Raw genomic sequence first — 24773 nt, 5'->3', positions numbered from 1 at the left:
TTTTATGAAATTTTCAAGAGGTGAAACATCATGGAATTAGACATCTTATTTATACCCTATTGTGCCAAAGTAGAAATCGTTACTAAGGAAGAAGAATGGTACGATGAATTAATTAGTATTAAAGAATTTTTTATAAGTGAAGATGTATACACTATGGGGCCTGTGATTTTTACAAAAGAAGTAGTGGGCCTAGAAGGTGTGAAATACATCGTTTATATACCACTTAATGCGCCGATTGAACCTATACCTGAACTGGGGATAGAATATCAACCGTTATTGGAAGTTTATCCTACTTTATCACATAAATGTTTAGATGGTGAGGATATAGAAGCGATGTATCAATCGATAGAGGAGTATGCGCTAACTAACAATATACAATTAGCTGAAAGAGACTATTATCACGTAATGCTAGAATATGCTGGTGGTCTCGTCTTTGAAATTCATGCTGAAATTGATGTTGATGGAGTTGAAGGAGCATGAATGAATATGGACTCAGTGAAATAAGATTAAAAAATGTAGTATATCGGTCGTACATCGATATTCCAATCAGTCAAATTGAAGAGTATGTGGAGAAATTCGTCGAAGCATGCTATGAAGAAGATGTGCAGATTGATAATAGACTTATTATGGCTATCACTCAACTCACACTAGATCGTCATATCAATGTTACTTTCTATGCACCCATTAACCGTGCTATTCTACCGTCTTCTGAACTTAATTTCAGAAGTTATCTTATCATTGAAGATATGATTCAAGGTCGAATTCGAAGTAAGCAGTTTGAATTGGAAGAACAACAGCTTATAGATGAATTTAATGATTTTCGTAAGGAATACGATTATCAAATTGTTTCACCTTATTATCATATCTTTCATTTGGAGAATAATAAAGCATGGATTGATGTGAAAGCTAAAGTAATGGAGCTGGAGTAAACAATGTTATTTATAATATTACTAATTTTAGTTTTTGGATATTGTTATTTGTTAGATCTCAATGCTGCACTTATTAAGGAAAGAAGTTATTTATTTCCAATTCTTTCTTGCTCAATAGTGGTTGGGTTAATCTTATTTGTCATGTTTAAGGCTCATAACCTAGATTCTAATTCTTTAGAGAACATTATTCTGATTAGTGGTATAGGTGTCGTCATGTATATGTGGCTGGCAATTCGTAGTTTCAGTAAAAGGCCTCGATACATAAAGATACAGAAACTGATGAGCCATAAATGGCAAGAGAATGATATTGAAGATGAACTTCAGGTCATTTCTGTAAAAATAGTGAGCGGAAATGTAAGAGGACTTATGTGTATGATGATGGCTGCTCTATATTTAATGGTGTTCGAATATAATATGACAATTGAGGAATCATACGAAGTTATTGACTTTCTTAATGTGTGTTACTTCTTTACTGTTATTGCTATAGTTATATATATCATTATTGATATTGTTCAATACATTCGTTATAACATCTTCGGTATGTACATACTTCGTCCTTTAACGATTTTTCTCGCTTTTATACTATTAAATATCGCAGCGAGTTGATTTAAGGGGATGGGATAGATATGGATGAACAATTAATTCAAAAGCGACTTCAACTTGAAGAAACTTACGACCACAAAGTTCAGAAGTGCCGAAGACGTATAAGTGCTATTGAAGAACAGATATTAGAGACAAGACGTTTTGTAGATCGAACAGTTGAGGATTACTTAACTGTAAGTGCGCGTAGAAATTACAGTCAAAGTTCAGATAATAAAGCATTTTACCACATTGAAAGATTTAAAGATCAAGAAATGAAGCGGCTTGAACATACCAAGCTTGAAATTGAGGATGAAATTAAGGGATTGAGGCAATCCTATAGAAGAGAAGAAGAAAGTTTAGATAAGGAGTTTCGTTATGAGTAATGCACTTTCAGAAAATATGGATGGTAGAAAAACGATGCAAAAACACCTCATCTCATCCACGACAGCTACTGAAATAACGGACGAAAGAGATGATTTAAAAAATGAAATGAAGAAAGATTTAAATCAACTTATCGATGTTCTTCAAGATCATTGTAAAAATTACGCAAACTCATTTAATGAAGTTGCAAAAGGTGACTGGGTAGACAAAGCTCAAAAGGAAATACGACAAATTTCAAACCGTTTAGATAGCGTTTAGAATAAGGATATATTACCAACATGAGACTCAAATTCGGCTCCCATATTCCGATTTAAGTCTCATGTTTTTTGCTACTCTCCTCATTTACTCCATTCATCTTCTCATCCTCTTCCCCTACAAAACACCAAATCATTGATTAGCTTTTTTCGCTCCACACAGAACACCACTCAATTGATAAGCTTTCTCTCCGCTTACCCACTCACAACGCCAATTTATTGATAACCTTTCTCATTTCTAGCATAATATAACTGAATCTAAGAATAGGTCTATGTTATTGGGAGGCTAAGTTATGAAAGATGTAACGATTATTGGTGGAGGCCCTGCTGGTTTATTTGCGAGCTTTTATGCAGGTCTACGTGGTATGGATGTGCGTATAGTGGATGTTCAGAGTGAGTTAGGGGGCAAGATGCAAATCTATCCTGAGAAGATTATTTGGGATATTGGTGGCGTAGCTCCGAAACCGTGTTATGAGATTATTCAAGATACAGTGAAGCAAGGGTTGTATTTTAACCCAGAAGTGCAGCTTAATCAACGTGTAGTAGATATTCAGAAGTTGGATGAACGTCACTTCGAAGTAATCACTGAGGATGGTACACATTATTCGTCTAAAGCGGTAATTGTGGCTATCGGAAATGGAATTATTAACCCGAAACCGCTCGAAATTAAAGATGCTGAACGTTATCATCTGACTAATTTGCACTACGTGGTGCAATCGTTACGCAAGTTTAAGGATAAAGATATCCTCATCTCAGGTGCAGGAAATTCCGCACTCGATTGGGCGAATGATTTAAGTGGCTATGCGAAGTCTGTCACTTTGATTTATCGTAAGTCTGAGATTAAGGGTTACGAAGCGGTCCGAGATAAATTGGACGATTTAAATGTGCGTAAAGTTCCGAATACGCATATTACGGAATTAATTGGTAATCAATCGCAAACGCGTATCGATCAAGTCGTGTTAGAGAATTTAGAGACTGGTGAGAAACGTACGGAACATTTCGATGAAGTGATTATCAGTCACGGCTTTGATATGGAGAACAGCTTGCTTCAATCATCTCAAGCACAGTTAGATATGTATGACGAATATCGTGTGAAAGGCTTCGGTAATACGTCTACGAGTGTGCCAGGAATCTATGCGTGCGGAGATATCGTTGCCCCCGATGCGAAAGTACACCTTATCGCGAGTGCTTTTAGTGATGCAGGAAATGCGGCTAATTTAGCGAAACAATATATCGAGCCCGATGCGAATAGTGAAGGTTACGTCTCAAGTCATAACGATGTGTTTAAAGAATCTAACGAAGTGATTATGCAGAAGTATCTATAATTTAATCTAAATCGAGGAGGGAGCGCAATGATTCATCTTAAACATGAACCACCTGAGCCTAAAGCGTATTGTGATTTGCGTAAGGTAGCGGGTATGAGTACGAAATCACTGGCTGCTGCACGCAAAGGGCTACCCAACGCGCTGTTTACTGTAGCGCTTTATAGTGAGCAGCAACTCATTAGTCTAGGTCGTGTGATTGGTGACGGTGGCACGGCCTTGCAGGTGGTAGATATCGTTGTTCACCCTAAGTATCAGGGACGAGGATATGGCAAGTTAATTATGCGTGAGGTTATGCACTATATCGGTAGGATCGCTGAAGCGGGCACGTATGTGAGTCTGATGGCCGATTATCCTGCTGATGAGCTCTACCGTCAGTTTGCCTTTGATTATACTGAGCCGCATTCTGCCGGTATGTTTAAGAAGTATTAATGTGTGGATAAAATGGCATGGGATAAGTGAGTGAATTGTTTATGTAAAAACGTTTCCCTTACTTTTAGTGGAACATAAACTGTTTAAGTGAAAACGCTAAATGCCCAAGGAGGATCCAGTCAATCGAACGAGTGAAATAAAGTCCGTCCAATTCATACGGTCATCCAAAACAATACGCTTAACAGAATAAGTGAGTCCAGCGCTTAAATATCAACGGTTGAAGAATAGTCAGGCGCCACAAAATTTACATCATATTCGAACGTACCTCCCAGCATTCGAACCTACAACTTCCAACACAAAACAAGGCATTTGAGAACGCCACGACTGACGTCTCAAATGCCTTTTTCAAATCTTATATTATTTATCTTCTTCCATTTTAACATTTGTGGCAGAAGTTCTTGAACGTAAGTCAGCTTCGATTTCTTCTAAGCTACGACCACGTGTTTCTGGTAGGTATTTTACCACAAAGATAATCGCTAAAATACCGATGACCGCAAAGATTAAGAAGACTTCTTGTACGGGTAGTACGTCCGTTAATTTAGGGAAGAATTGTGCAACGAGTAAACTACCAATAGATAGGATTAACGCTGCGACACCTGTAGCTGCACCACGTGCGCGCATAGGGAAGAGCTCTGGAAGCATAACCCATAATACTGGTCCCCAAGTGAAGCCAAAGAATAAGATAAAGATCGTTAAGCAAAGGATGATAATCCATGCTGCTGAGTGAAGTCCCATCGTCCAGATCAGTACTGCCATGACCACGAGTGACGCGACCATACCGATGTTTCCTGTAACGAGGAGTTTCTTTCGGTCAATCTTATCAATGATAAATATCGCAACGATTGTGATGAGTACGTTAACAGTACCGATACCCACTGTACCTAGGATAGATGCAGATTCGTCTAGACCCGCTTTACTAATGATACGCGGCGCATAGTAAATAATCGCATTGATACCTATAATTTGTTGGAATAGCGCAAAGATACAGCCGATGATGATTGTCGGACGTAACCAAGGTGAGCTTAACACTTTCATTGTGCTTTCAGAGACACGACTGATTTCGCGCATGTCAGCGATTTCTTTGTCAATTTCGTGTTCTGGGAATGTTAAGCGCATCACGTCACGCGCTGCCTGTTCACTGCGGTGTTCGAGTAACCAACGTGGACTTTCAGGCATAAATGCCACTCCGATGAGTAAAATGAGTGATGGTACGACCGCTAAACCTAACATCCATCTCCAACCTTCAATTGGCGTGAAGGCGTAGTTAACGAGGTAAGATGCTAAGATACCAATTGTGATCATCAATTGGTTTAACGAACTGAGTGAACCACGATGTTCTGTTGGCGCCATCTCGGAAAGATAAACCGGAACGATAGCAGTAGAACCACCTACCGCAAGACCGATGATAAAGCGCCCAATAATTAATACTGAGACAGTAGGGGCTAAGGCAAGGATTAACGCACCTACGATATAAATAATCGCAATGATTGAAACAACACGACGACGACCTAATCTATCAGAAACTGGGCCACTGACACCAGAACCGAAGATCGCCCCGATTAACATAGCTGAAACGATAAACCCTTCCGTCCAGCTTGAGTATGGAATATCATTTTTGATGAAGAGTAAGGCACCAGAGATGACACCCATATCATAACCGTAAAGCAAACCTCCTAGGGCACCTAGGAAGAAGATGAGCTTTTTATTTATTTTAACTCCCATATTATGTACCTCCTGTCAATTTAGACAAGTAAAGTATACGCTTTCATAAAAAAACTGTAAATAATTATATACGTTTCGGTGGCAATTTGTCGGTAATTTATCATAATTTGGATGAACTTTATAGTAATACCAGGTTGGTTAGCGACAACCTCACAAGAATTAAAATTTTGCTTGCGAGAGTTGCCGCATTATTTCGTCTTTAAAGCCTTACATAAGACTTTCTGCTCAGCACATCCCTCGTTCCACTTTAGCGCATACCATAAAACCGTATCTAGAGCTTACTCTCTAACTCTCAATGCACTCTATTTCCAACTATAAAAAAACTGCAACCCCGGCCTACACATAGCCAAGATTGCAGTGAATTACACAAATCTGTTTGGAAGTCGGCCGGAATTACACAAGTTCCATCCGAACTCCAATAGGAATTGCACAAGTCCCGTTTGAACGTCAATAACAATTGCAGTGCGTCGCATCAATTCACACTTAACGCCAGCCTAAACAATATCTATTGCAATTGAGTGACGAACGGGATTAATGCGGATTGGTTCGTATTAGTCATCAAATTTGATAATGATTCGACCGGAGTTGTCATGTTGCAGTACTTTATCTACGTAGTCTTCAAGATCATCAAATGAAATCGTCGTCTTAATATCGTGTAATTGGTCAGGTTTTAAGTCTTTCGCGAGTCGCCGCCAAATCTTCGTACGCATCTTCATTGATGCAGTGACGGAATCGATACCGATAATATTCGCACCTCTTAAGATGAATGGGAAGACACTACTTTCGAAATAATTGCCACCTGTCATTCCAATCAAGGCGAGACTACCATTGTGGTGGAGTTGCTTGAGTACTTGAGCAAGACTTGAACCACCAACTGGATCCACTGCTGCTTGCCATTGACGTTTTGCTAGTGGCTTCTTGTCATAGTCTTCGATACGTGGGATGACTTCTTTCGCACCTAACGCTTTTAGCTTATCTGCTACGTCATCTTTACCTGTACTTGCGATGACATCATAACCGATGGAATCTAACATCATCATCGCCAATGTGCCCACGCCGCCTGTCGCCCCACGTACAAGCACGCTTTCACGTTCAACGGAGAGACCGTTGTGCTCTAACTCCTCAATTGCTAAACCAGCCGTAAAGCCAGCAGTACCATAGATCATCGCTTCTTCGAGTGTGAGATCTTTCGGTTTCTTCACGATCCAATCTTCGTCAACTCGGGCATATTCACTGAAACCGCCATAATGACTCACGCCGAGATCATAGCCTGTCACAATGACTTCGTCGCCAGCTTCAAACGCAGGAGTGTCGGAATGTTCAACGACACCAGCCAAATCGATACCTGGTACCATTGGATAACTTTGTACAATCTTATTGTCTTTAGTCGTTGCTAGGGCATCTTTGTAGTTAATACCTGAATATTTCACTTTGATCAAGACATCGCCGTCAGGTAGGTCGTCGGTAGTGAAGTCTTGAAAGCCTTTAGAGAATTCGCCATCTTGTTGATTTACGACATAAGCTTTAAATGTTTCGGACATTTCTGGCACCCCTTTACCTATAGTAATGTATAACGCCAATGTACCACTTCGACTCAGTGGACTCAATTAGTTTGCGTATTGATTTAGGGACGACTTTTGACCATTTTACAGTTAAAATAAGTCAATTTTACGAAAAGTATAAACACGATATTGACGGGGATGAGAAAGCATTTTATAATTAATTGAAAATGATTATCAAATGATAAAGTGTTAGCAATTAGCAACTAAAATTTAAGATATGAGGTGGCAACATGAAAAAACTATCAGCAGTATTACTCTCTTCAGCGTTACTACTTGGTGCGTGTGGGTCAAATGATGATCACAAAGACAACAAAGATAGCTCGAAAGACAGTGATGTGAAGTCTGAGTTGAAACAAGCGACGAAAGATTACAAGTCTTACACTAGTAAAGAATTGGATAAATTCTTGAAAGGGACTGAAGATTTCGTTAAAGCTGTGAAAGCAGAGGATATGGACAAGGCGAAAGAATTGTATCCGAAAGTGCGTATGTACTATGAGCGTTCTGAACCTGTAGCTGAAGCGTTTGGCGATTTAGATCCGAAGATTGATGCGCGTCTTGCAGATATGGAAGAAGAGAAGAAAGCGGACGAATGGACAGGTTACCATAAGGTTGAACGTGATCTTTACGAACGCAAAGCAATTACAGACACTACGAAGAAAGATGCCGATCAATTGTTGAAGGATGCGAAGGAACTCCACGCGAAAGCAGATACGTTAGACATTACGCCGAAGTTAATGCTTCAAGGTTCTGTCGATCTCTTGAACGAGGTTTCGACTTCTAAAGTATCAGGTGAAGAAGAAATTTATTCTCACACAGACTTGTACGACTTCAAAGCCAATATTGAAGGTGCGCAAAAGATTTACGAACTGTTTAAACCTGCATTAGAGAAGAAAGATAAAAAGTTAAGCGACAAATTAGAGAAGAAATTTGCGAAAGTGAATGGTTTACTCGATAAATTCAAGACAGATGATGGCTACAAGTCATATGAAGAAGTTTCAAAAGCGCAACGTAAGGAATTTGCGGACGCGGTTAACGAACTTGGTGAACCATTGAGTCAAATGGCTAAGGTTAATCAATAATGACACATAATAACGACACAAGACCGACATACTCACGTCGGTCTTTTCTCAAAATGTTAGGTATTGGCAGTGCAGGTGTAGCGATTGGCGCAAGTGGTGTAGGCGGGGTATGGTCGTTTAAGTCGGCGTTCGATACTCCTGAAGACGAACCGCATCAATCTTACCAGTTTCATGGGAAAGTTCAGCCAGGTATCACCACGCCACATCAGAAGAATTTAAATTTGGCTGTACTTGATTTAAAGACGAAAGATGTGGCTGCAGTAAAGAAGATGTTTAAGCAATGGACGACGTATTCTGAAGCGATGATGCAGGGGGATGTGGTTGGTAAAAATTCCGATAATACCTTGTTGCCTCCGATTGATACAGGGGAAGTGGTCGGCATTGATGCGAGCCGCTTAACTTTGACCTTTGGCGTGAGTAGTAGTTTTATGTCTAAGTTGAAGCTAGACCATAAGAAACTTAAGAGTTGGAAAGACTTACCTCATTTTTTTCGCGATCAGTTACAGAAGGCGTATACAGGTGGAGATATTATGATACAAGCCTGTGCTGATGACCCGCAAGTCGCTTTTCATGCGATTCACAACTTGATCCGTCCGTTTTTAGATACGGTAAAAGTACGTTGGTCAGAAACAGGTTTCGTCTCAGGGAAGCCGAAAGAAACGCCGCGCAATATTATGGCTTTTAAAGATGGGACAGAGAATCCGCGTTCAACGAAAGACTATAAAGATTACGTGTTTATTGATGAAGGTTGGGCGAAACATGCGACGTATTGCGTGTTGCGTAAGATTCAAATTCACATCGAAACGTGGGATCGTACGGCACTTGAGGAGCAAGAAGCTACCTTTGGTCGACACCGACACTCAGGCGCCCCGATTGGTAAAAAAGATGAATTCGATGAACTTGATTTAGATGCGAAAGACAGTACTGGACAACCGATGATTCCAGCTGATGCCCATGCGCGTTTGGCGAAAGAGGCGCGCACGCATATTCTCCGTCGTGCTTACAATTACATGCGTGGCACGAGTGATGAGACTGGGAACTATGATACAGGTTTACTGTTTATTAGTTTTCAGAAAGATCCGCAGCAATTTATTGATATTCAGAACAAACTTGGCAATGTCGATAAGTTAAATGAATATATTACACATCGAGGTTCCGGCCTCTTCTTGATGTTACCAGGCGTGCGTAAGGGAGGTTATCTCGGTGAGACGTTATTTAATTAAAGCATTCCTCATCTCACTATTTGTCATGACGCTTTGTGTAGGACAAGCGCGTATGGCTGAAGAGACTTCCTTTAGTGACGTTTATGCGGCGATTACAGATGCGAAACAACATTTAGATGACAGTCACACATCGAAGAAGACGAAACAAGAGGATTTGAAGCACGTTAAAAAGCAAATCGATGCTTTAAAAGTGAATAATTCAAAAAAGGGCCAAGAAGTGCAGAAAGCGTTAGACGGTGTTGACGTCACAGCTTCATCTAAAAAGACAACCACACAATACAGTGATTTGACGAAAGCGTTGATTGACTACGAACAACAAGTAAATAAAAAAGATGATAGTGGTGAAATTAAACAGCTCAAAGAAGCCATTAAAGGGAAGGATAAGGATTTTACTACTGCGATCAAGAATAAAGATCAAGAGAAATTGAAATCACTAAATAGTGAAGTGAATTCAGTGTGGAAGAATCATGAATCGGTCATTCGTAACAAAGATGTAGGAAAGTATGGCGAGATTGAAGTCGGACTGATGCAGTTGCGGGTGGCGATTGAGAAAGAACCACTAGATACTTCAAAGGTCGAGCGTGCTTGGAGTACGTTCCAATCGTCTATCAATAGTGCGGATCAAACGACATCCTCGAAAGATAAAGGGAAATATCAACCGAGTCAGTTAAATGAACAACTTGATGAAGCGATACGTGCGATTGATAATGATCAACTCGACAAAGCGGATGCGGCGCTCACACAGTTTGTGAAGATTTGGCCTTATGTTGAAGGTGACATTCAAACTAAAAATATCGGTTTGTATACACAAATCGAGAATCAAATTCCATATTACCAAGGGATTCTAAGTGAGAAGACGAAAGATGATGTGAAGCAAGGGCTTATCGAACTGAATAAAGGCATCGCAGATACAATTCAAGTTCAACATTATACATCGCTTGATGTCATGCTGATCTTCTTACGTGAAGGTTTGGAAGTGCTACTCATCATTATGACGCTCACGACGATGACGCGTGAGATGAAGGACCGTCGCGGAACAACAAGTATCATCAATGGTGCGATTCTAGGTGGTTTATTGAGTTTAGGTATCGCGCTCTTATTTATTCATCTGTTAGGTGAAACGGGTGTGTTGAGAGAAAGTATGGAAGCGGGTCTGGGTATTGTTGCCGTGATTCTAATGTTTATCGTCGGCCTGTGGATGCATCGCCGTTCGAGTGCAGCACGTTGGAATGCGATGGTTGAACAGATTTATCAAAGTGCGATGCAGCGCAATAATCTCATCTTGCTCGGTGTAATTGGATTGATTACTGTGCTACGTGAAGGCGTCGAGGTGATTGTGTTCTACCTCGGTATGATTGGCAACATTACCGCGTGGCAGTTCGTGTCAGGCATTGCTTATGCGATCGTCATACTCGTGATTTTCGGCCTGTTGTATCGCTATATTGTGAAATTGATTCCGTTACATTATATTTTTAAAGTCCTTACTATTATTTTGTTTATTATGACTTTTAAAATGCTAGGAATGAGTGTGCAGAAATTACAATTGCTCCATATCATTCCTAGACACGACTTACCAGGAGTGCCAACCCTCAGCTGGATTGGCTGGTACCCGACGATCGAGTCAATAGGAGCTCAGGTTGTGTTGCTCCTCGCAATTGGTATCTATCTCACGTTAGCTAAAAGAACAGAACAATAAAAATATAACCAGTTATAGAAAGGAATGTTCCTCATCTGTAACTGGTTATTTGTGTGAAGCGTGGGGATGGTTTGTCCAACGTACGAGCACCATACTCAGTTCAAATAAAACGACGATGGGCAAGGTCAAAATGATGTTAAGCATGAGATCTGGTGGCGCGATGACACTTGCCAAGACAAAGCTGATAAAATAAATATATTTGCGATAATGGCGATATTTAGTGACATCAAAGATCTGAAAGTAAGCGAGTCCGTGTAAGATGATAGGTATTTGGAACAACACGCCAAAGGTCAGCAACCATCTGATGAGTTCAGCTAAATATTGTCGCATACCTATCACGGGTTGAATGTGCATCACGACAGCCAATCGATAGGACCACTGAATAATGTAGGGAAAGACGAGAAAGTAACTCAGTAAGATACCACATACGAATAGGATGAGTGACCCTAAACTATAGCGCCAGACGAATTTACGTTCGTGTTGTCGCAGTCCGGGCACAATAAAGCGCCATATCTGATAGAACACGAATGGTGAACTGATACATACACTCACGAAGAAGATGACTTTGATGTAGAGTTGAATCAATTCAGTATAGCTAAAGGTATGTAGGAAGACCTTACCAGGCGTAATGAGGTGAATGAAGGATGGCAGCCACCAATGTGAAGTAAAGTAACTTCCTACAAACGCGATGCTAATGAAGATGAGTATAGCGATACAACGTCGTCTCAACTCATCGAAATGTTCGAATAACGTATAATTATTTGGATGACTTACGTTGTTGTTTGGAAGGTCTACTGGGTGTTTCTAAAGAATCTGAGTCTTCTTCATCATCGATGTGTTTCGTTGCAGATTTAAATTCACGTAATGTATCTCCAATTGCTTTGCCAAATTGAGGGAGTTTCTTAGGTCCAAAGATAATGAGCGCGATAATACTAATAATGACGAGGCTTGTAGGTCCTGTCATGCCAAGGATGAATAGGTGTTCCATAGTGGTTTCCTCTTTTCAGTTTTGTATTTTTTCTTTAACTATATTCTAGTTGAGAAATATTATCAATATTTATTTGGGAAATGTCATTAATTTTACGCAAAGTGGGTAATAAATTAACGTTATTCATATTGTGCGACCCATCAATTTGAGTATAATAAGGATACTATGAAAGTAAGGGGATTGAGAATGGGCGAATTTGTTGTAGTAAAGAAGTCAGATGTAGCGCAGTTAAGTGAACTGGCGCAATACACGTTTAAAGAAACATTTAAAGATGCGTATTATACAGAACAAGACTTTCAGCGTTATTTCGAAGAGAGCTTGAGTGAAGAGGTCTTGCTTGAGGAGTTAGACAATCCTGAGTCGTGGTTCTACTATTATATGGAGGATGACGACATCGTGGGTTACTTTAAATTTAATATAGGTTCAGCGCAGACAGAACCAATGGGTGAGGATTACCTTGAAGTTCAACGTATTTACTTGTTGCCACATGCGCAAAAGGGTGGCCGTGGCAAGGAAATCATTAGCTTGGCAGAAGAGAAGGCACGTGAATTGCAGAAACCGAAGATTTGGTTAGGTGTATGGGAAGAAAATGATTATGCCGTGCAATTCTATCAACGTCAAGGCTTTCGACAAACAGGTACACATGAATTTCGCACAGGCGATGTCGTAGATCATGATTTAGTGATGGAGAAAGTGTTGGATTATTAGGTTATAAGTATTAATAGAAGCGGAACTGAAATTGCATTCCATTTCAGTTCCGCTTTTACCTTTATATCGTGTGATTATCTAACGTTTCATTATAGATTGAATCAACATTCCAATTTGTTCATAAGATGGGTTTGTCTCACGTACATATGGATTGGATTTCAACTCGGTCATTTGATGACTAATTAAATCATTGTGTAATGCTTTCGCATCACTATAACGTACTGTTGAAAGTGATTGCATCACATCATCGTATACACCGCTATGCTTATCAACCTCATCTTGATTTGGTGTATACTGGCAGACCGTCCTACCAGTAGCTAAAGCATCAAAGATAAGTGAAGTATAGTCAGTTAGTACTATATCAGCTACGAGAATTAAATCCTGTGTTTCGAGGTTGCTTGGTGCAGAAATGGCATGTTCGAGTTCATCAGGACCTTCACTCTCAGGATGCGGACGATAAATGACGTTATATTTGTTGACCAAGCCGTCACTGATTGGAAGTAAGGCGTCATCTGCTTTACCAGTGTGACGACTTGGGACATAAAGTAATGTGGGTTTGTTGGAATCGAGCTTAAGTTCTTGGCGAATAAAGGATAAATAGGGCTTGTCAGTCACTTTGTCAAATAAATATCGTACACGCGGATAACCACAGGTCACGAAATCGAGATGTTGTGATGGAAATGCAGTTTCAAAGTAAGGTTCACTCGCTTCCGTATCACACACGAGATAGTCTTGTTGACGCCATTTGTTAAATTGAACTGCACGTTCCCGAGGGTGCATAGATAATACGTCATAGCGATCTAAGAAGCGTCTTTGAATAGGCGTGCCATGCCACAGTTGAATGATCTTCCCATTAGGATGCAAATCACTTGGTATTAGATCTTCGAGAATAACCACTTTCGCCGTTTCAATCATCTTAACCGTTTCTTTCGTCTCTGGCGTTAAGAAATTAGGACCCTTAACATCATTCGTGATGAAATAGACGGGCGTCTTCGAATTATGCTTTGCGAGATAGTTAAATAAATAACGTGTATTGCCACGGAATTGGTAATTAGGGCCAAGCACAACGATATGGTCCTGCACTTTCGAAGCGTCTTTCTCGTAAATATACGCTTCATTTTTAAACTGTTTCAACGCACGTTGCTGTTTGATGTTGTATAAAAAGTGGGGCGCCTTGAACCCGAAGCGTCGTAACCATTGATGCTCAGGACGAACATCTTCAGGGACCTCAGTTTGCTTACTGCGATAAGGTAATGAACGACGGTGTTCGTATGCCAATACGTTGAGTAACATTCGCGTCGTTGGCTCGTAATCGTGTTCTTGAATAATGTCCCATAAACCCGCGCTTGTCGTAAAGGTATCAGTAAAGTTAAAAACGACATGACTGTCTACTGCAGCATCATTGTTGAGTAAGTTCAGTAATGCTAAGTCGAATAAGTGATCGACATGATAGTCTTTGAGAATGCTTAAGGCTGTCTCAATATGGAAGATCACGTTAGGACAATGATTATTATTATTCATCCAAGCGTTAAAATGTCCCTGCGCTGTACTGAAACATTGTCCTTCATTGATATACTTGCCGTCGACTGTATAATCTACAATCATCGTTTGAGGTTGGAGTTGCACGGCTTCGAGCATGTCTTCGTCAATTTCGATACGTGAATCTTCGATGATAAAGTGTGTGTACGATTTCTGTTGCAATGTTTCAAGTTGTGACTCTAAAGTTGACCAATCATCTAACTGGATACGTTTTATCATAATTTATCCCTCTACTCACAAGTTATTTATTACATCATACCACGCTTCTCGGAAGACATTAAAGCTTGACCTACTGTTGACATACGCTAGCAAGGCCTCACTCTTCAATCATTTGGTTAAAAAGGTTATAGACTTGAGATGGCGCAAACTTCTCTACTGTATTAAAGCCTTGTTCACGAATCGATTCGCATTGTTCAGGGTGTTGGATGAGTGACTCGAGTTGTCTAGCTAAAGCACCCGTATCGGCTTGTGGCAGAAGGTAGCCATTCTCTTGATTGGTAATCAGTGATGCAGGCCCCGTCGTTCCGTCATAACTTAGAACGATACTGCCTTGATTCATTGCTTCCAGAATTACCATGCCAAACCCTTCATTACGTGATGGCACGACAGTTATTCTACTTGAAGCGAGGACTTGAGCTAACTGAGATGTGGGTTCTTGGAGTTGAATCAAATCACTGAGCTGATACTGGTGAATGAAATCATAAAGATGATCTTTCTCTTGTCCATTACCATAGATATGCACTTGATAACCGTGTTCTCGGAGTGTCTCTTGCGCTTCATTAATACTCTCAATGAGCAGGTCGAAGCCTTTTTCATACTCTAAACGGCCAGCTGCAACGATAACATTCTGGCGTTCCACATTGAGGCGTGGCTCATCAATCATATTAGGAATGACATATACAGGCGTGTTTAGCTCTGCTTGATAAGCTACTTGATCTTTCGAAGTCAGAACAGTTAATTTATCTAAATCTTGATACGCCGTTAGCATCTCGCGTTGGTACGCATCAGGGTACGCAGCGAGGTTCATGTGCTCCATACCAATCTTCTCTACAGACTCAGGTGCATACTGTGCAGTCATTATGTTAAAGCTTGCACGTGTACTAATAAGCACATCAGTCTCAACACGTTGTAATGCTTGAATGAGTCGACGTTCAACGTGACGGTTAAACTGTTGGCGACCTGGTTCGTGTTGTGAGATGATACGCGGTTTTGCGAGCCCCATGTATTTATGTAAACGATTATAGAGAATAGATGTGATATTCTGTGGCCGTAATCTATAGTTGACGAGTGATGTGACTTTGATGTTGGGATGGATGGTAAAATAAGGGCGTTGCGCACCTTGAAATATGGAAATGATATGTACGGGGTGGCCTCGCTCAGCAAGCTGATTAGCTAAGTTGGTCACTGCCTTAACAGTGCCCCCCATCGCAAAGATATTATGCATGAGTATCGTAATCGACTTCACAAGGTATTCCTCCAATGATTCGTGCTTAACTGCCATTATATCATGTTCACAAAATAGTTAATAAATAGAACAAGTGAGAACGAAAGTCAGTTAAAGCGCGAGCGTGTCGTCTTTTAACTGAGGCACAACGAGATGGTTAAACATATATTTTGCGTAGATTTACATTAGACTCTTTTTTCACAAGACAATAACGTATATAATTAGAAGTGTAAATGAATAAATTTATGCCATAGTATGTAAGTGCTTACACATCTAATGGCAAGTTGTAGAAATCGTTAAGTTGTAGCTCAATAACGCGTTTGAGCCATCAATTAACTCAACGTTTCTATAAACATATTTAGAAGGGGGACTGTATTTGTTATGGCTACAAAACATAGCAAAACAGACGTCATCTTAATTGGTGGCGGCATCATGAGCGCAACATTAGGTACATTGTTGAAAAAGTTAGCTCCAGAGAAAGAAATTCAAATGTTCGAACGCTTATCCGAACCAGCTGAAGAAAGTTCAAACGCATGGAACAATGCGGGGACTGGACACTCAGCACTTTGCGAGTTGAACTATACGAAAGAACAAAAAGATGGCTCAATCGATATTACGAAAGCAGTTAAGATCAACGAGCAATTCCAAATTTCTAAACAATTTTGGAGTCACTTAGTAAGTAACGGCGAACTCTCTTCACCTGAGAACTTCATTCGCCCAGTACCACACATGAGTTTCGTTAAAGGTGTACGCAACGTCGACTTCCTTAAACGTCGTGTGAAGACAATCAAGGAAAGTCCATTGTTCAGCAATATGGAAATCACAGATGATAAAGAGAAGATTGCTGAATGGGCACCACTTATGATGGAAGGACGCACTTCACATGTACCAATGGCTATGACTTATGACAAGACAGGTACAGACGTAAACTTTGGTGCGTTAACACGCAAATTATTCAGTAACTTAAGTGACAAGAAGGGCGTTGACCTTCATTTTAAACATGAAGTCCAAAGCCTCAGCCAACGTCGCAACGGCACATGGAAAGTTAAGGTCAAAGACTTGAACACAAATGATACACACGTGATTGAATCTGACTTCGTCTTTATCGGTGCTGGCGGTGCGAGTCTTAAACTGCTACAAAACACAGGTATCAAACAATCTAAACATATCGGTGGATTCCCAGTTAGCGGTATCTTCCTAGTATGTAATAAAGAAGAAGTTGCGAAAAAACATAATGCAAAAGTGTACGGTAAAGCTGCAGTAGGTGCGCCACCGATGTCAGTGCCTCACTTAGACACGCGTTATATTGACGGCAAACGCTCACTACTCTTCGGCCCGTTCGCAGGTTTCTCACCTAAATTCTTGAAGACAGGTTCAAACTTAGACTTATTCAAATCAGTGAAACCAAATAACATCATCACAATGTTGTCTGCAGGTGTGAAAGAATTTAACTTAACGAAATACTTAATTTCTCAATTATTGTTATCTGATGAAGAACGTATGAACGACTTACGTCAATTCGTTCCAAATGCGAAGAGCGAAGATTGGGAAGTCGTAGTCGCAGGTCAACGTGTACAAGTCATCAAAGACACTGAAGACAGCAAAGGTAACCTCCAATTCGGTACTGAAGTTGTCACTTCAGACGACGGTACACTATCTGCATTACTCGGGGCATCACCAGGTGCATCAACAGCAGTAGATATCATGTTAGACTTGCTTAAACGTTGCTTTAAAAATGACTTCGCAAAATGGGAACCAGAAATCAAGAAAATGATTCCTTCATTCAGTCAAAAATTAAGCGAAAACAAAGAGCTTTACGACAAAGTGAATGAAGATGTGAAGAAAAATCTTAAAATTGATTAATTCATAGAAATAGGGAAGCGCAGTGGTCTCGTACCATTGCGCTTCCCTTTGCTTGTGAGAAGTTGAAATTTCAACAATTCTTGAAGATGATTTCTTCCTTGCTTAGGGGGCTGCATTCAACTAATTTTTTCTCGCTCAAATAGCTCGAAAAAATGGATTTTCATTGCAGCCGTGATCCCTCAAGCGTGTCGAAACATCTTCTGCGAATTAGAAATATAGGTAATAAAAGATTTTTATGACTACTACCTAAAGTTTTTATTACTGTGAATAAATTCATATTTAAGTATTTTTCTGTAATTCATTTTGAATTATTATCGTAAAGACTATTATTTATGTAGATATTTGTTTAATGGTTTTCACTTCAAACTGTAGCCATAGTAGAAATAATAATCTCCTTCTTCAACGAAACTCTCTTTTAACACAAAAATAAAAAGAGGAGTATTAATGATAGAGTAGTATTAATTTAACAAGAAACGATAACATTCAAATCAAACTACCAAACAGAGAGAGTGGTGAGGTTGATTTGAAATAATTTTAAGATATTAGATCAAACGATATTCATCAATGAAACTACGCAATACAAGTAAAAGGGGATGGCGCGACTCCTGCAGGAAATGCATGAGTCTTGAGACTACAGGCTCAAGCCATGCCTGCGGAAAGCGTCGCCACCCCAATACGCAGTATTGCATATTAGTACTAATAATAAATTTCAATCTAGTCAATATCTATACACCTTATTATTACCTATACATCTCACTACTTTTACTCATCAACAGGCAACTTCACCACAAACATCGTACCTTCTCCTTCAGCACTATCAACCTCAATCACACCACCATGCAACTCCACAATCGTCTTCGCAATCGCCAGGCCAAGTCCATTACTCGTATCATCACTACTCATCTTATAAAAACGCTCAAACAACCGCGCCTGAGCCTCCTCGGAAATACCTTGCCCATCATCCGCAATCGACATCACAACCTGCCCCGCATCGCGACGCAACGTCACCTCAATCATACCACCACGTTCAGAATACTTAATCGCATTCGACATCAAATTCTGAATCGCTTGATATAACAACTGCTCATTACCTTCAGACTCCACATCCTCCAAATCAGTCAAGATCACTAAATCTTTCTGATCCGCACTAAACTGATGGTGGCGCACAATCTCAGTGATGAGCGCGTTAAACTTAACAGTGTCATTAAACGTCAAATGGTTGCCGTTATCTAATTCAGCAAGTAACAACAGTTCTTTCGTTAAATTACTCAACTGCGATGTGATTTGATGGATTTCTTGTATATGATATTCGCGCTCCTCTTTCGTCTCAGCTTGCTGGAGTTGGCCAAGCTGTTGATGAATATGTGTGAGTGGCGTCTTGATTTCATGTGAAACATTCTGTACGAAATGACTCCGCATATCGTCAAGCTGTTTCAGTGACAAGCGCATACTATCAAAGCGATGTTGTAACGTTCCGAGCTCGTCTTGTCTCGTTTGTTTGATTGGTTGATCGAAACGTCCACGCATGAGTTGTTGGGTCGCTCGCTTCAACTGTTGTACAGGTTTGATGATGGAGTAAGTTGATGAAATGACTAAAATGATAGAAATCAACAGTAATATCGTGAGTAAGACCGCTAAGAAGACTCTGAATTCACTAAACGTCTTACCGATGTCAGGACGCATAAATACTGCAAGTTTTTCTTTATCCGTAGTGAATTGTACACCTACTGTATTCGATGTCACATTTTCAAAAAAGCCAGTGATAAACGGATGATATCTCAAATCTCGAATACCATGGTAATCACGACCGCTCAGCACATGATTGATCTCTTTTTGAGTGATGTTGTCTTTACGAAAGCGCTCGCCGTAATAATGCTTGTCACCACTTTGATTGACGGTCATCACTTGGTAGTTCATATCTCCAAGGTGTTTAAAATAATGGTCGGTCTGCTCGGCACTTAACGTATCTTGATAGCTGCGTGCTTGTTTCAATGTCTGCATGATCTTAGCGTCATTAGAAGGTTTGAGTTTGACGTGATAGTACACGTTCGTCAGTAGAAAGCTTAACAATGCGCTAATGAGCATCACAGTAATCGTGTAAATCGCTATGCGACTGTATAATGTTTTAAACATCTTGCACCACCTTATAACCTAAGCCTCGAACTGTCTTAATGACAACATTTGCGCCGAGTTTGTCTAAGCGTTTGCGTAATCGCTTTACATGAACATCGACTGTGCGCTCGTCTCCTTCGTAATCAAAGCCCCAAATCTTCTCGATTAACGATTCTCTGGAGAAGACTTGTTTCGGTTGAGATGCGAGCAAGAAGAGTAGAGTGAATTCTTTATTAGGGAGGTTCATACGCTTTTGATCGACAGCAATTTCAAGATACGCTTGATTTAAAGTGAGGTTACCGAGTTGAATTTCCGTATCGGCATTTTTCTGATAGCGACGTAATACCGCGCGTATACGAAACATGAGTTCTTCGACTTCAAAGGGTTTCGTTACGTAGTCGTCTGTCCCTGTAAGGAAAGCGCGTTCTTTGTCGCTTAATGCATCGCGTGCCGTTAACATGATTACAGGCAAATCTTCATAATCCTCTTTAAGCGTTTCGCAGAGTTCAAACCCATCCATTCCGTTCATCATGATATCGACGATTGCGATATCCACTTGGTTCGTTTCAAGATAGTCTAACGCCGCCTCTCCGCTTGATTCAGAGACGACCTTGAGACCTTCACGTTGTAAATAGGTTGCGACATAGTGTAGGATTCTTGGATCGTCATCTACTACTAGGCATTTCGTCATATCACGTTCTCCTTCTTTTCGTCTTTATCTTCATTTTAAAAGAAGACAGCAACTTTTGCATGGAATTATTTTAACCAAGTTCATCTTCAGTTCACAAATACCTCATAAACTAGAATTAAGAAATCGATAGGAGGAGAAGGATAAGATGAAACTCGCACTAAAAGAAATGAAGTTCTATAAATTTAGATTTATCCTCATTACGTTAATCATATTATTACTCGGCCTAATGGTCTTATTTATCAGTGGATTAGCCAAAGCGCTAGGAAGAGAGAACATCTCATTACTTGACAATATGTCAGCAGAACAGTATGTCATGCAAGATAAGCAACAACCGCAACTCGAAGCCTCACAGCTCAACAATAAACAACAGCAAAAGATAGAAGATATTACGAAAGCGAAACCGATGAAAATCGCATCAGACAAATTAAAACAAGGTAACGACGAATCTGACGTTATCTTAATGAATACAGTGAAAAAAGAGAAACCTGAGTTGAAAGAAGGACATTATCCAACAGGTAAGAACGAAATTGCAGTTAACGAAAAACTCACAGCAGATGACATTAACAAAGGTGACACTGTGAAGTTGAAAGATGGCAGTAAAGTCAAAGTCGTTGGTGTACTCGACGATACGATGTATTCACATAGCTCCATCGCTATGATGAGTAACGACGGCTTTAGCCAACACGCATCAGAGAAAGGCACTGCAACATTCTACCCTGTCAAAGATTTATCTAGCAAACAGAAACATGACTTGAAACAAATCGATGATGTAAACATTTACAATAAAGATGATATTACCGGGGAAATACCAAGTTACCAAGCTGAACAAGCACCATTAACGATGATGATCGTAAGCTTATTTGTCATCACAGCGATTGTGCTTAGTGCATTCTTCTATGTCATGACGATTCAGAAGATCTCTCAAATTGGTATTCTCAAAGCTATTGGTATCAAGACGAAACATTTATTAATGTCATTAGTTAGTCAAATTCTAATTACTACAATCATTGGTGTGGTCATCGCGCTCTTACTCGTATTAGGCTTATCATTCTTTATGCCAGTAAGTATGCCGTTCCACCTAGCAACATCAAACATTACTTTAGTAGTAGTGATCTTTATCATCGTAGGACTTATCGGAGCAATCCTTTCATTTATCAAATTATTTAAAGTTGATCCAATCGAAGCAATAGGAGGCGGAGATTAATGAGTTTACAAATTGAACATTTAAAAAAACACTTCGGCCAAGGTGAATCAGAAACACAAGTATTGAAAGATTTAAACTTTGATGTGAAAGAAGGCGAGTTCGTAGTACTCACAGGTGCATCAGGTTCAGGTAAGACGACGTTACTAACGATTCTTGGCGGCTTGTTGAGTCAGTCTTCTGGAGATATTCTATACAACGACCAACCGTTATTTGATCAATCTAAAGCGAGCGCAGTGAGACTCCATGAAATTGGCTTTATCTTCCAAGAGTCTCACCTCGTACCTTACCTCACTGTAGAGGAACAGTTGGTTACAGTGGGGCGTGAAGCGGGCATGTCTAAAGGTGATGCTCAGAAGCGAGCGCGTCAGTTGTTGGATGAGATTGGTTTGAGTCATCGCTTGAAAGTGTATCCGAATAGTCTTTCTGGTGGTGAGAAGCAGCGTGTGGCGATTATGCGTGCGTTTATGAATCATCCGAAGATTATTCTTGCGGATGAGCCGACTGCGAGCTTGGATGCGAGTCGTGCGACGGATGTGGTTGAGATGATTCGTGATTATATTCATGATATGAATATGGTGGGGATTATGATTACTCATGATCAGCGTTTGTTTGATTATGCGGATCGTGTGATTTATCTTGAGGATGGTCAGTTGGTTAGTGATAAGTGATGTGTGACTGGTAAAATGTGTTGTGTAGTAATTTAGGATGTATTACTAATTTGTATTTGTGGGAATATGGTGTTTGTACTAATTTGTATTCGTAGGAATATGATGTGTGGTACTAATTTGCAATACTGCGTATTGGGAGATGGCATGCTTTCTTAGGGGGACGCGCTCAACTAATTCATAACGCTTGTTGCGCGTTATGAATGGATTTTCGCTGCGTCCTTAATCCCTCAAGAGTCAGCCATCTCCTTTTACTTGTATTGCATAGGACGTCGAATTAAGTGATATACTTCTAATTTCCTATCACATAATCACCACATCCACTACTATTTTTGTTTTAATTTAGTGTTTCTAGGAAGAGGACGTGTGGTACTAATTTGCAATACTGCGTATTGGGAGATGGCGACGCTTTCCGCAGGCATGGCTTGAGCCTGTAGTCTCAAGACTCATGCTTTTCCTGCAGGAGTCGCACCATCCCCTTTACTTGTATTGCTAAGCTTCTTAATATATTAATAATTCTTCCTAATAATAACTTGAACACTCATCTTGCAACACCAACCCATTTTTATGTGTTTTGGATTAGAATGCATTGTAATAATTTCTCCTTATAATCAACACACACTCTCTATTTTTCGTTTTTTAGTTTAATGGAGTGTTTCTAGGAAGAGCGTGTATCGTATCAAGACTATATTACGTAGAGAAGTGTTAGATGAATAATATAAATTGATTTAATGGATAGTTTGTAGTTCTATAATAAATTGGACTGGTGAAGTAAAAATGAATTTACTTCCCAGCCCAATTTTTTGTCTTTAATACAAAAATGGCGCAATTATCTCTATAATTATAAGTGACCAAACAAATAAAAAAGGAGATAATGCGCCTATGTCTAATCTTATATCAAAAATGTTACAAATTAAAGATATAAACTTTGTTTTTTTAAAGGATAGGGATGAAGAAGACAAGCAAGAGTCAAAATCACTGAAAACTAATTCGTATCAGTTATTCAAATAATGTTTCAAGCGTTTATCAATTTTTTCTAATACTGTAAGTGCTAGATCAATTTCTTCACCATCGAGGTCGCTTAATAATTGACCGACGATATCGCTGATGACGTTTCGTGATTTTTCACTATATTCATTACCTTTGTCGGTCAATGTAATGTATTTATAACGCTGATCGGTGTGTTCTTGTGATTGCTCCCAACGTACTAAACCGGCTTGGATGAGTTTCTTGATGCGTCGGCTAACGGCTGCTTTATTCACGCCTTGACGTTCAGTGATTTGTGAGAGGGTTAAGGCCTCTTCATTGTGCAGTAACATTATGACTTCTTCTTGTTCTTTAGAAATGTTGTAAGAAGCCCTCATATCTTTAAGCAATTGTGTTAATAAACGGTTGGTATCGTCGAGAAATTGACCCATAAAATCTATGTGATTACGTAAATTTTTGACCATAGTTGCACCTCTGAAAGACGAAATTAGTTAAACTTCTATTGGTTGTCTCTATGAGACCTTCTTACAAAATATTAAAGAAACTGCTATAATTAAGCCAATTAAGAAGTTGATATTACTTTTATAGTATCAATAAAATGTATAAGTTGAAAGAATCTATCTATAGTTTATGTGCATAGTTGTGATTAATTGTATCTATACGCGCAGTAGAGGTGAGTGTGCGTATAAATCTTCTTGTTCATAGGGAACATTTCATTATAATCAAATCTATCTATGATAAATATTAATGCCCTAGATTCGTTTTCAACTTTTAATAATCTGTAATGTAAGATAGTGAGGTGCACCATGATATTTCTACCGATTGTGTTATGCATGATGAGTTTCTTCTTGTTTCTGGCTATTTATTTCGGTATCAGCCAAGTGATTCAACTCAATATTTATATTTTACATGTTTGTCTAGGCTTTGCCGTTATTCTATATCATGTGATGACTCAGACAGTGCCTTACGATCTCATCATTTTACTCTTGGTCCAAGTAGTGTTGCTACATGTTAAACATCGGTCGCTCAACGATCAAGCGGTGGGATTAAGGTTCTATGGGAGGTTGTATCGCATCGTAGGGTGGGCGATACTCTTCACGGTTGCGACGCGCTACATCAGCATGATGCCTATAGGATTGAATGTCATCTTTGCATGGTTGTCTGCTATCGGCCTTAGCGCGTTGTATGCGTTGAGTTGTTTCGTGGCGATGGTCTCAGCGTATAATGATAAAAGTGAAAGCGTTCGTCCTGCTGATATCTTTCTCATATTGGGAGCGGGGATCTACACTGAGCAGGTGACGCCGATGCTTGCGGCGCGTCTGGACAAGACGTTAGCGTTATGGCGACGTCAGCCTCAAACACAGATTCTAGTTAGTGGAGGTCAAGGGCC

General features: G+C 39.8%; 23 protein-coding genes and 1 pseudogene. 15 read left to right on the top strand and 9 right to left on the bottom strand.

Annotation, left to right across the window (positions count from 1 at the left end):
- Positions 1-30 precede the first annotated feature (30 nt).
- The 7 genes from CD039_RS07855 (at position 31) to CD039_RS07825 (ending at position 3900) form a co-directional block, all read left to right on the top strand.
- Positions 31-480, top strand: a complete 450-nt coding sequence (locus CD039_RS07855) for a DUF5085 family protein (protein WP_103371854.1) — start codon at positions 31-33, stop codon at positions 478-480.
- Positions 477-929, top strand: a complete 453-nt coding sequence (locus CD039_RS07850; RefSeq protein ID WP_103371853.1) for a DUF5085 family protein — start codon at positions 477-479, stop codon at positions 927-929. Before CD039_RS07855 ends, CD039_RS07850 begins: the two co-directional genes overlap by 4 nt.
- Positions 930-932: 3 nt before the next feature.
- Entirely contained in the window at positions 933-1535 is a 603-nt protein-coding gene (locus CD039_RS07845) for a DUF5080 family protein (RefSeq protein WP_103371852.1), read from the top strand.
- Between the two features lie 20 nt (positions 1536-1555).
- Complete coding sequence (locus CD039_RS07840) at positions 1556-1894, top strand: hypothetical protein (protein ID WP_103371851.1); 339 nt, start codon at positions 1556-1558, stop codon at positions 1892-1894.
- Entirely contained in the window at positions 1887-2150 is a 264-nt protein-coding gene (locus CD039_RS07835; protein ID WP_103371850.1) for a hypothetical protein, read from the top strand. The genes CD039_RS07840 and CD039_RS07835 overlap by 8 nt, the downstream gene beginning before the upstream one ends.
- Positions 2151-2439: 289 nt before the next feature.
- Entirely contained in the window at positions 2440-3471 is a 1032-nt protein-coding gene (locus CD039_RS07830) for an NAD(P)/FAD-dependent oxidoreductase (protein ID WP_103371849.1), read from the top strand.
- Positions 3472-3498: 27 nt separating this feature from the next.
- Positions 3499-3900 (top strand): GNAT family N-acetyltransferase, encoded by a 402-nt coding sequence (locus CD039_RS07825; protein ID WP_103371848.1) that lies wholly within the window; start codon positions 3499-3501, stop codon positions 3898-3900.
- A gap of 357 nt (positions 3901-4257) precedes the next feature.
- Here CD039_RS07825 and glcP read toward each other — a convergent pair whose 3' ends face one another.
- Both glcP and CD039_RS07815 read right to left on the bottom strand, forming a co-directional pair.
- Positions 4258-5622: a glucose transporter GlcP gene (gene glcP, locus CD039_RS07820; protein WP_002472623.1), complete on the bottom strand. Its 1365-nt coding sequence runs from the start codon at positions 5620-5622 to the stop codon at positions 4258-4260.
- A 551-nt stretch (positions 5623-6173) separates the two neighbouring features.
- Positions 6174-7163 (bottom strand): acrylyl-CoA reductase family protein, encoded by a 990-nt coding sequence (locus CD039_RS07815; RefSeq protein WP_103371847.1) that lies wholly within the window; start codon positions 7161-7163, stop codon positions 6174-6176.
- A 251-nt stretch (positions 7164-7414) separates the two neighbouring features.
- On the opposite strand from CD039_RS07815, the gene efeO reads away from it, so the two are divergent.
- The 3 genes from efeO to CD039_RS07800 are packed head-to-tail and all read left to right on the top strand — an operon-like array spanning position 7415 to position 11182.
- A complete protein-coding gene (gene efeO, locus CD039_RS07810) occupies positions 7415-8263 on the top strand; it encodes an iron uptake system protein EfeO (protein WP_103371846.1) in 849 nt (282 codons plus the stop codon).
- Positions 8263-9486: an iron uptake transporter deferrochelatase/peroxidase subunit gene (gene efeB / locus CD039_RS07805; protein ID WP_103371845.1), complete on the top strand. Its 1224-nt coding sequence runs from the start codon at positions 8263-8265 to the stop codon at positions 9484-9486. Before efeO ends, efeB begins: the two co-directional genes overlap by 1 nt.
- Complete coding sequence (locus CD039_RS07800; protein WP_103371844.1) at positions 9467-11182, top strand: FTR1 family protein; 1716 nt, start codon at positions 9467-9469, stop codon at positions 11180-11182. Before efeB ends, CD039_RS07800 begins: the two co-directional genes overlap by 20 nt.
- Before the next feature lie 45 nt (positions 11183-11227).
- Here CD039_RS07800 and tatC read toward each other — a convergent pair.
- Both tatC and tatA read right to left on the bottom strand, forming a co-directional pair.
- Positions 11228-11923, bottom strand: a pseudogene (gene tatC / locus CD039_RS07795) (twin-arginine translocase subunit TatC); the annotation flags it as partial.
- A 16-nt stretch (positions 11924-11939) separates the two neighbouring features.
- Positions 11940-12170, bottom strand: a complete 231-nt coding sequence (tatA, locus tag CD039_RS07790; RefSeq protein WP_103371842.1) for a twin-arginine translocase TatA/TatE family subunit — start codon at positions 12168-12170, stop codon at positions 11940-11942.
- A 186-nt stretch (positions 12171-12356) separates the two neighbouring features.
- Here tatA and CD039_RS07785 point away from each other — a divergent pair, with 186 nt between their 5' ends.
- The gene (locus tag CD039_RS07785) at positions 12357-12878 is read left to right on the top strand and encodes a GNAT family N-acetyltransferase (protein ID WP_103371841.1); all 522 of its coding nucleotides are present in this window, start codon (positions 12357-12359) and stop codon (positions 12876-12878) included.
- Between the two features lie 78 nt (positions 12879-12956).
- On the opposite strand, the gene CD039_RS07780 is transcribed toward CD039_RS07785, so the two are convergent.
- On the bottom strand, positions 12957-14636 hold the full coding sequence (locus CD039_RS07780) for a CDP-glycerol glycerophosphotransferase family protein (protein WP_103371840.1): 1680 nt from the start codon (positions 14634-14636) through the stop codon (positions 12957-12959).
- A 97-nt stretch (positions 14637-14733) separates the two neighbouring features.
- A complete protein-coding gene (locus CD039_RS07775) occupies positions 14734-15882 on the bottom strand; it encodes a glycosyltransferase family 4 protein (protein WP_103371839.1) in 1149 nt (382 codons plus the stop codon).
- Positions 15883-16242: 360 nt separating this feature from the next.
- Here CD039_RS07775 and mqo point away from each other — a divergent pair, with 360 nt between their 5' ends.
- Entirely contained in the window at positions 16243-17724 is a 1482-nt protein-coding gene (mqo, locus tag CD039_RS07770) for a malate dehydrogenase (quinone) (protein ID WP_103371838.1), read from the top strand.
- A 762-nt stretch (positions 17725-18486) separates the two neighbouring features.
- On the opposite strand, the gene CD039_RS07765 is transcribed toward mqo, so the two are convergent.
- Together CD039_RS07765 and CD039_RS07760 are read right to left on the bottom strand one after the other, a co-directional pair.
- The gene (locus CD039_RS07765; RefSeq protein ID WP_103371837.1) at positions 18487-19857 is read right to left on the bottom strand and encodes a HAMP domain-containing sensor histidine kinase; all 1371 of its coding nucleotides are present in this window, start codon (positions 19855-19857) and stop codon (positions 18487-18489) included.
- Positions 19850-20527 (bottom strand): response regulator transcription factor, encoded by a 678-nt coding sequence (locus tag CD039_RS07760; protein WP_103371836.1) that lies wholly within the window; start codon positions 20525-20527, stop codon positions 19850-19852. The genes CD039_RS07765 and CD039_RS07760 overlap by 8 nt, the downstream gene beginning before the upstream one ends.
- A 145-nt stretch (positions 20528-20672) precedes the next feature.
- On the opposite strand from CD039_RS07760, the gene CD039_RS07755 reads away from it, so the two are divergent.
- On the top strand, positions 20673-21731 hold the full coding sequence (locus tag CD039_RS07755; protein ID WP_103371835.1) for an ABC transporter permease: 1059 nt from the start codon (positions 20673-20675) through the stop codon (positions 21729-21731).
- Positions 21731-22399 (top strand): ABC transporter ATP-binding protein, encoded by a 669-nt coding sequence (locus tag CD039_RS07750; RefSeq protein WP_103371834.1) that lies wholly within the window; start codon positions 21731-21733, stop codon positions 22397-22399. Before CD039_RS07755 ends, CD039_RS07750 begins: the two co-directional genes overlap by 1 nt.
- Positions 22400-23391: 992 nt before the next feature.
- Here CD039_RS07750 and CD039_RS07745 read toward each other — a convergent pair.
- Complete coding sequence (locus tag CD039_RS07745) at positions 23392-23847, bottom strand: MarR family transcriptional regulator TcaR (RefSeq protein WP_103371833.1); 456 nt, start codon at positions 23845-23847, stop codon at positions 23392-23394.
- A gap of 342 nt (positions 23848-24189) precedes the next feature.
- On the opposite strand from CD039_RS07745, the gene CD039_RS12070 reads away from it, so the two are divergent.
- Positions 24190-24773 (top strand): YdcF family protein (locus CD039_RS12070; protein WP_420853093.1); only part of this gene is annotated, 584 nt, incomplete at its 3' end.

The sequence above is a fragment of the Staphylococcus argensis genome, from assembly GCF_002902305.1.
Taxonomy (GTDB): Bacteria; Bacillota; Bacilli; order Staphylococcales; family Staphylococcaceae; genus Staphylococcus; species Staphylococcus argensis.
The sequence above is the reverse complement of the archived record's forward strand: the minus strand, read 5'-3'. Positions and strand labels throughout refer to the sequence as shown.

Coding starts and splice junctions, on each gene's coding strand:
- CD039_RS07745 (WP_103371833.1), bottom strand. CDS start 23,847: ATGGTCAAAAATTTACGTAATCACATAGATTTTATGGGTCAATTTCTC.
- CD039_RS07825 (WP_103371848.1), top strand. CDS start 3,499: ATGATTCATCTTAAACATGAACCACCTGAGCCTAAAGCGTATTGTGAT.
- tatA (WP_103371842.1), bottom strand. CDS start 12,170: ATGGAACACCTATTCATCCTTGGCATGACAGGACCTACAAGCCTCGTC.
- CD039_RS07815 (WP_103371847.1), bottom strand. CDS start 7,163: ATGTCCGAAACATTTAAAGCTTATGTCGTAAATCAACAAGATGGCGAA.
- CD039_RS07845 (WP_103371852.1), top strand. CDS start 933: ATGTTATTTATAATATTACTAATTTTAGTTTTTGGATATTGTTATTTG.
- CD039_RS07830 (WP_103371849.1), top strand. CDS start 2,440: ATGAAAGATGTAACGATTATTGGTGGAGGCCCTGCTGGTTTATTTGCG.
- glcP (WP_002472623.1), bottom strand. CDS start 5,622: ATGGGAGTTAAAATAAATAAAAAGCTCATCTTCTTCCTAGGTGCCCTA.
- CD039_RS07785 (WP_103371841.1), top strand. CDS start 12,357: ATGGGCGAATTTGTTGTAGTAAAGAAGTCAGATGTAGCGCAGTTAAGT.
- CD039_RS07835 (WP_103371850.1), top strand. CDS start 1,887: ATGAGTAATGCACTTTCAGAAAATATGGATGGTAGAAAAACGATGCAA.
- CD039_RS07755 (WP_103371835.1), top strand. CDS start 20,673: ATGAAACTCGCACTAAAAGAAATGAAGTTCTATAAATTTAGATTTATC.
- CD039_RS07760 (WP_103371836.1), bottom strand. CDS start 20,527: ATGACGAAATGCCTAGTAGTAGATGACGATCCAAGAATCCTACACTAT.
- efeB (WP_103371845.1), top strand. CDS start 8,263: ATGACACATAATAACGACACAAGACCGACATACTCACGTCGGTCTTTT.
- CD039_RS07780 (WP_103371840.1), bottom strand. CDS start 14,636: ATGATAAAACGTATCCAGTTAGATGATTGGTCAACTTTAGAGTCACAA.
- CD039_RS07840 (WP_103371851.1), top strand. CDS start 1,556: ATGGATGAACAATTAATTCAAAAGCGACTTCAACTTGAAGAAACTTAC.
- CD039_RS07765 (WP_103371837.1), bottom strand. CDS start 19,857: ATGTTTAAAACATTATACAGTCGCATAGCGATTTACACGATTACTGTG.
- CD039_RS07750 (WP_103371834.1), top strand. CDS start 21,731: ATGAGTTTACAAATTGAACATTTAAAAAAACACTTCGGCCAAGGTGAA.
- mqo (WP_103371838.1), top strand. CDS start 16,243: ATGGCTACAAAACATAGCAAAACAGACGTCATCTTAATTGGTGGCGGC.
- CD039_RS07855 (WP_103371854.1), top strand. CDS start 31: ATGGAATTAGACATCTTATTTATACCCTATTGTGCCAAAGTAGAAATC.
- efeO (WP_103371846.1), top strand. CDS start 7,415: ATGAAAAAACTATCAGCAGTATTACTCTCTTCAGCGTTACTACTTGGT.
- CD039_RS07850 (WP_103371853.1), top strand. CDS start 477: ATGAATGAATATGGACTCAGTGAAATAAGATTAAAAAATGTAGTATAT.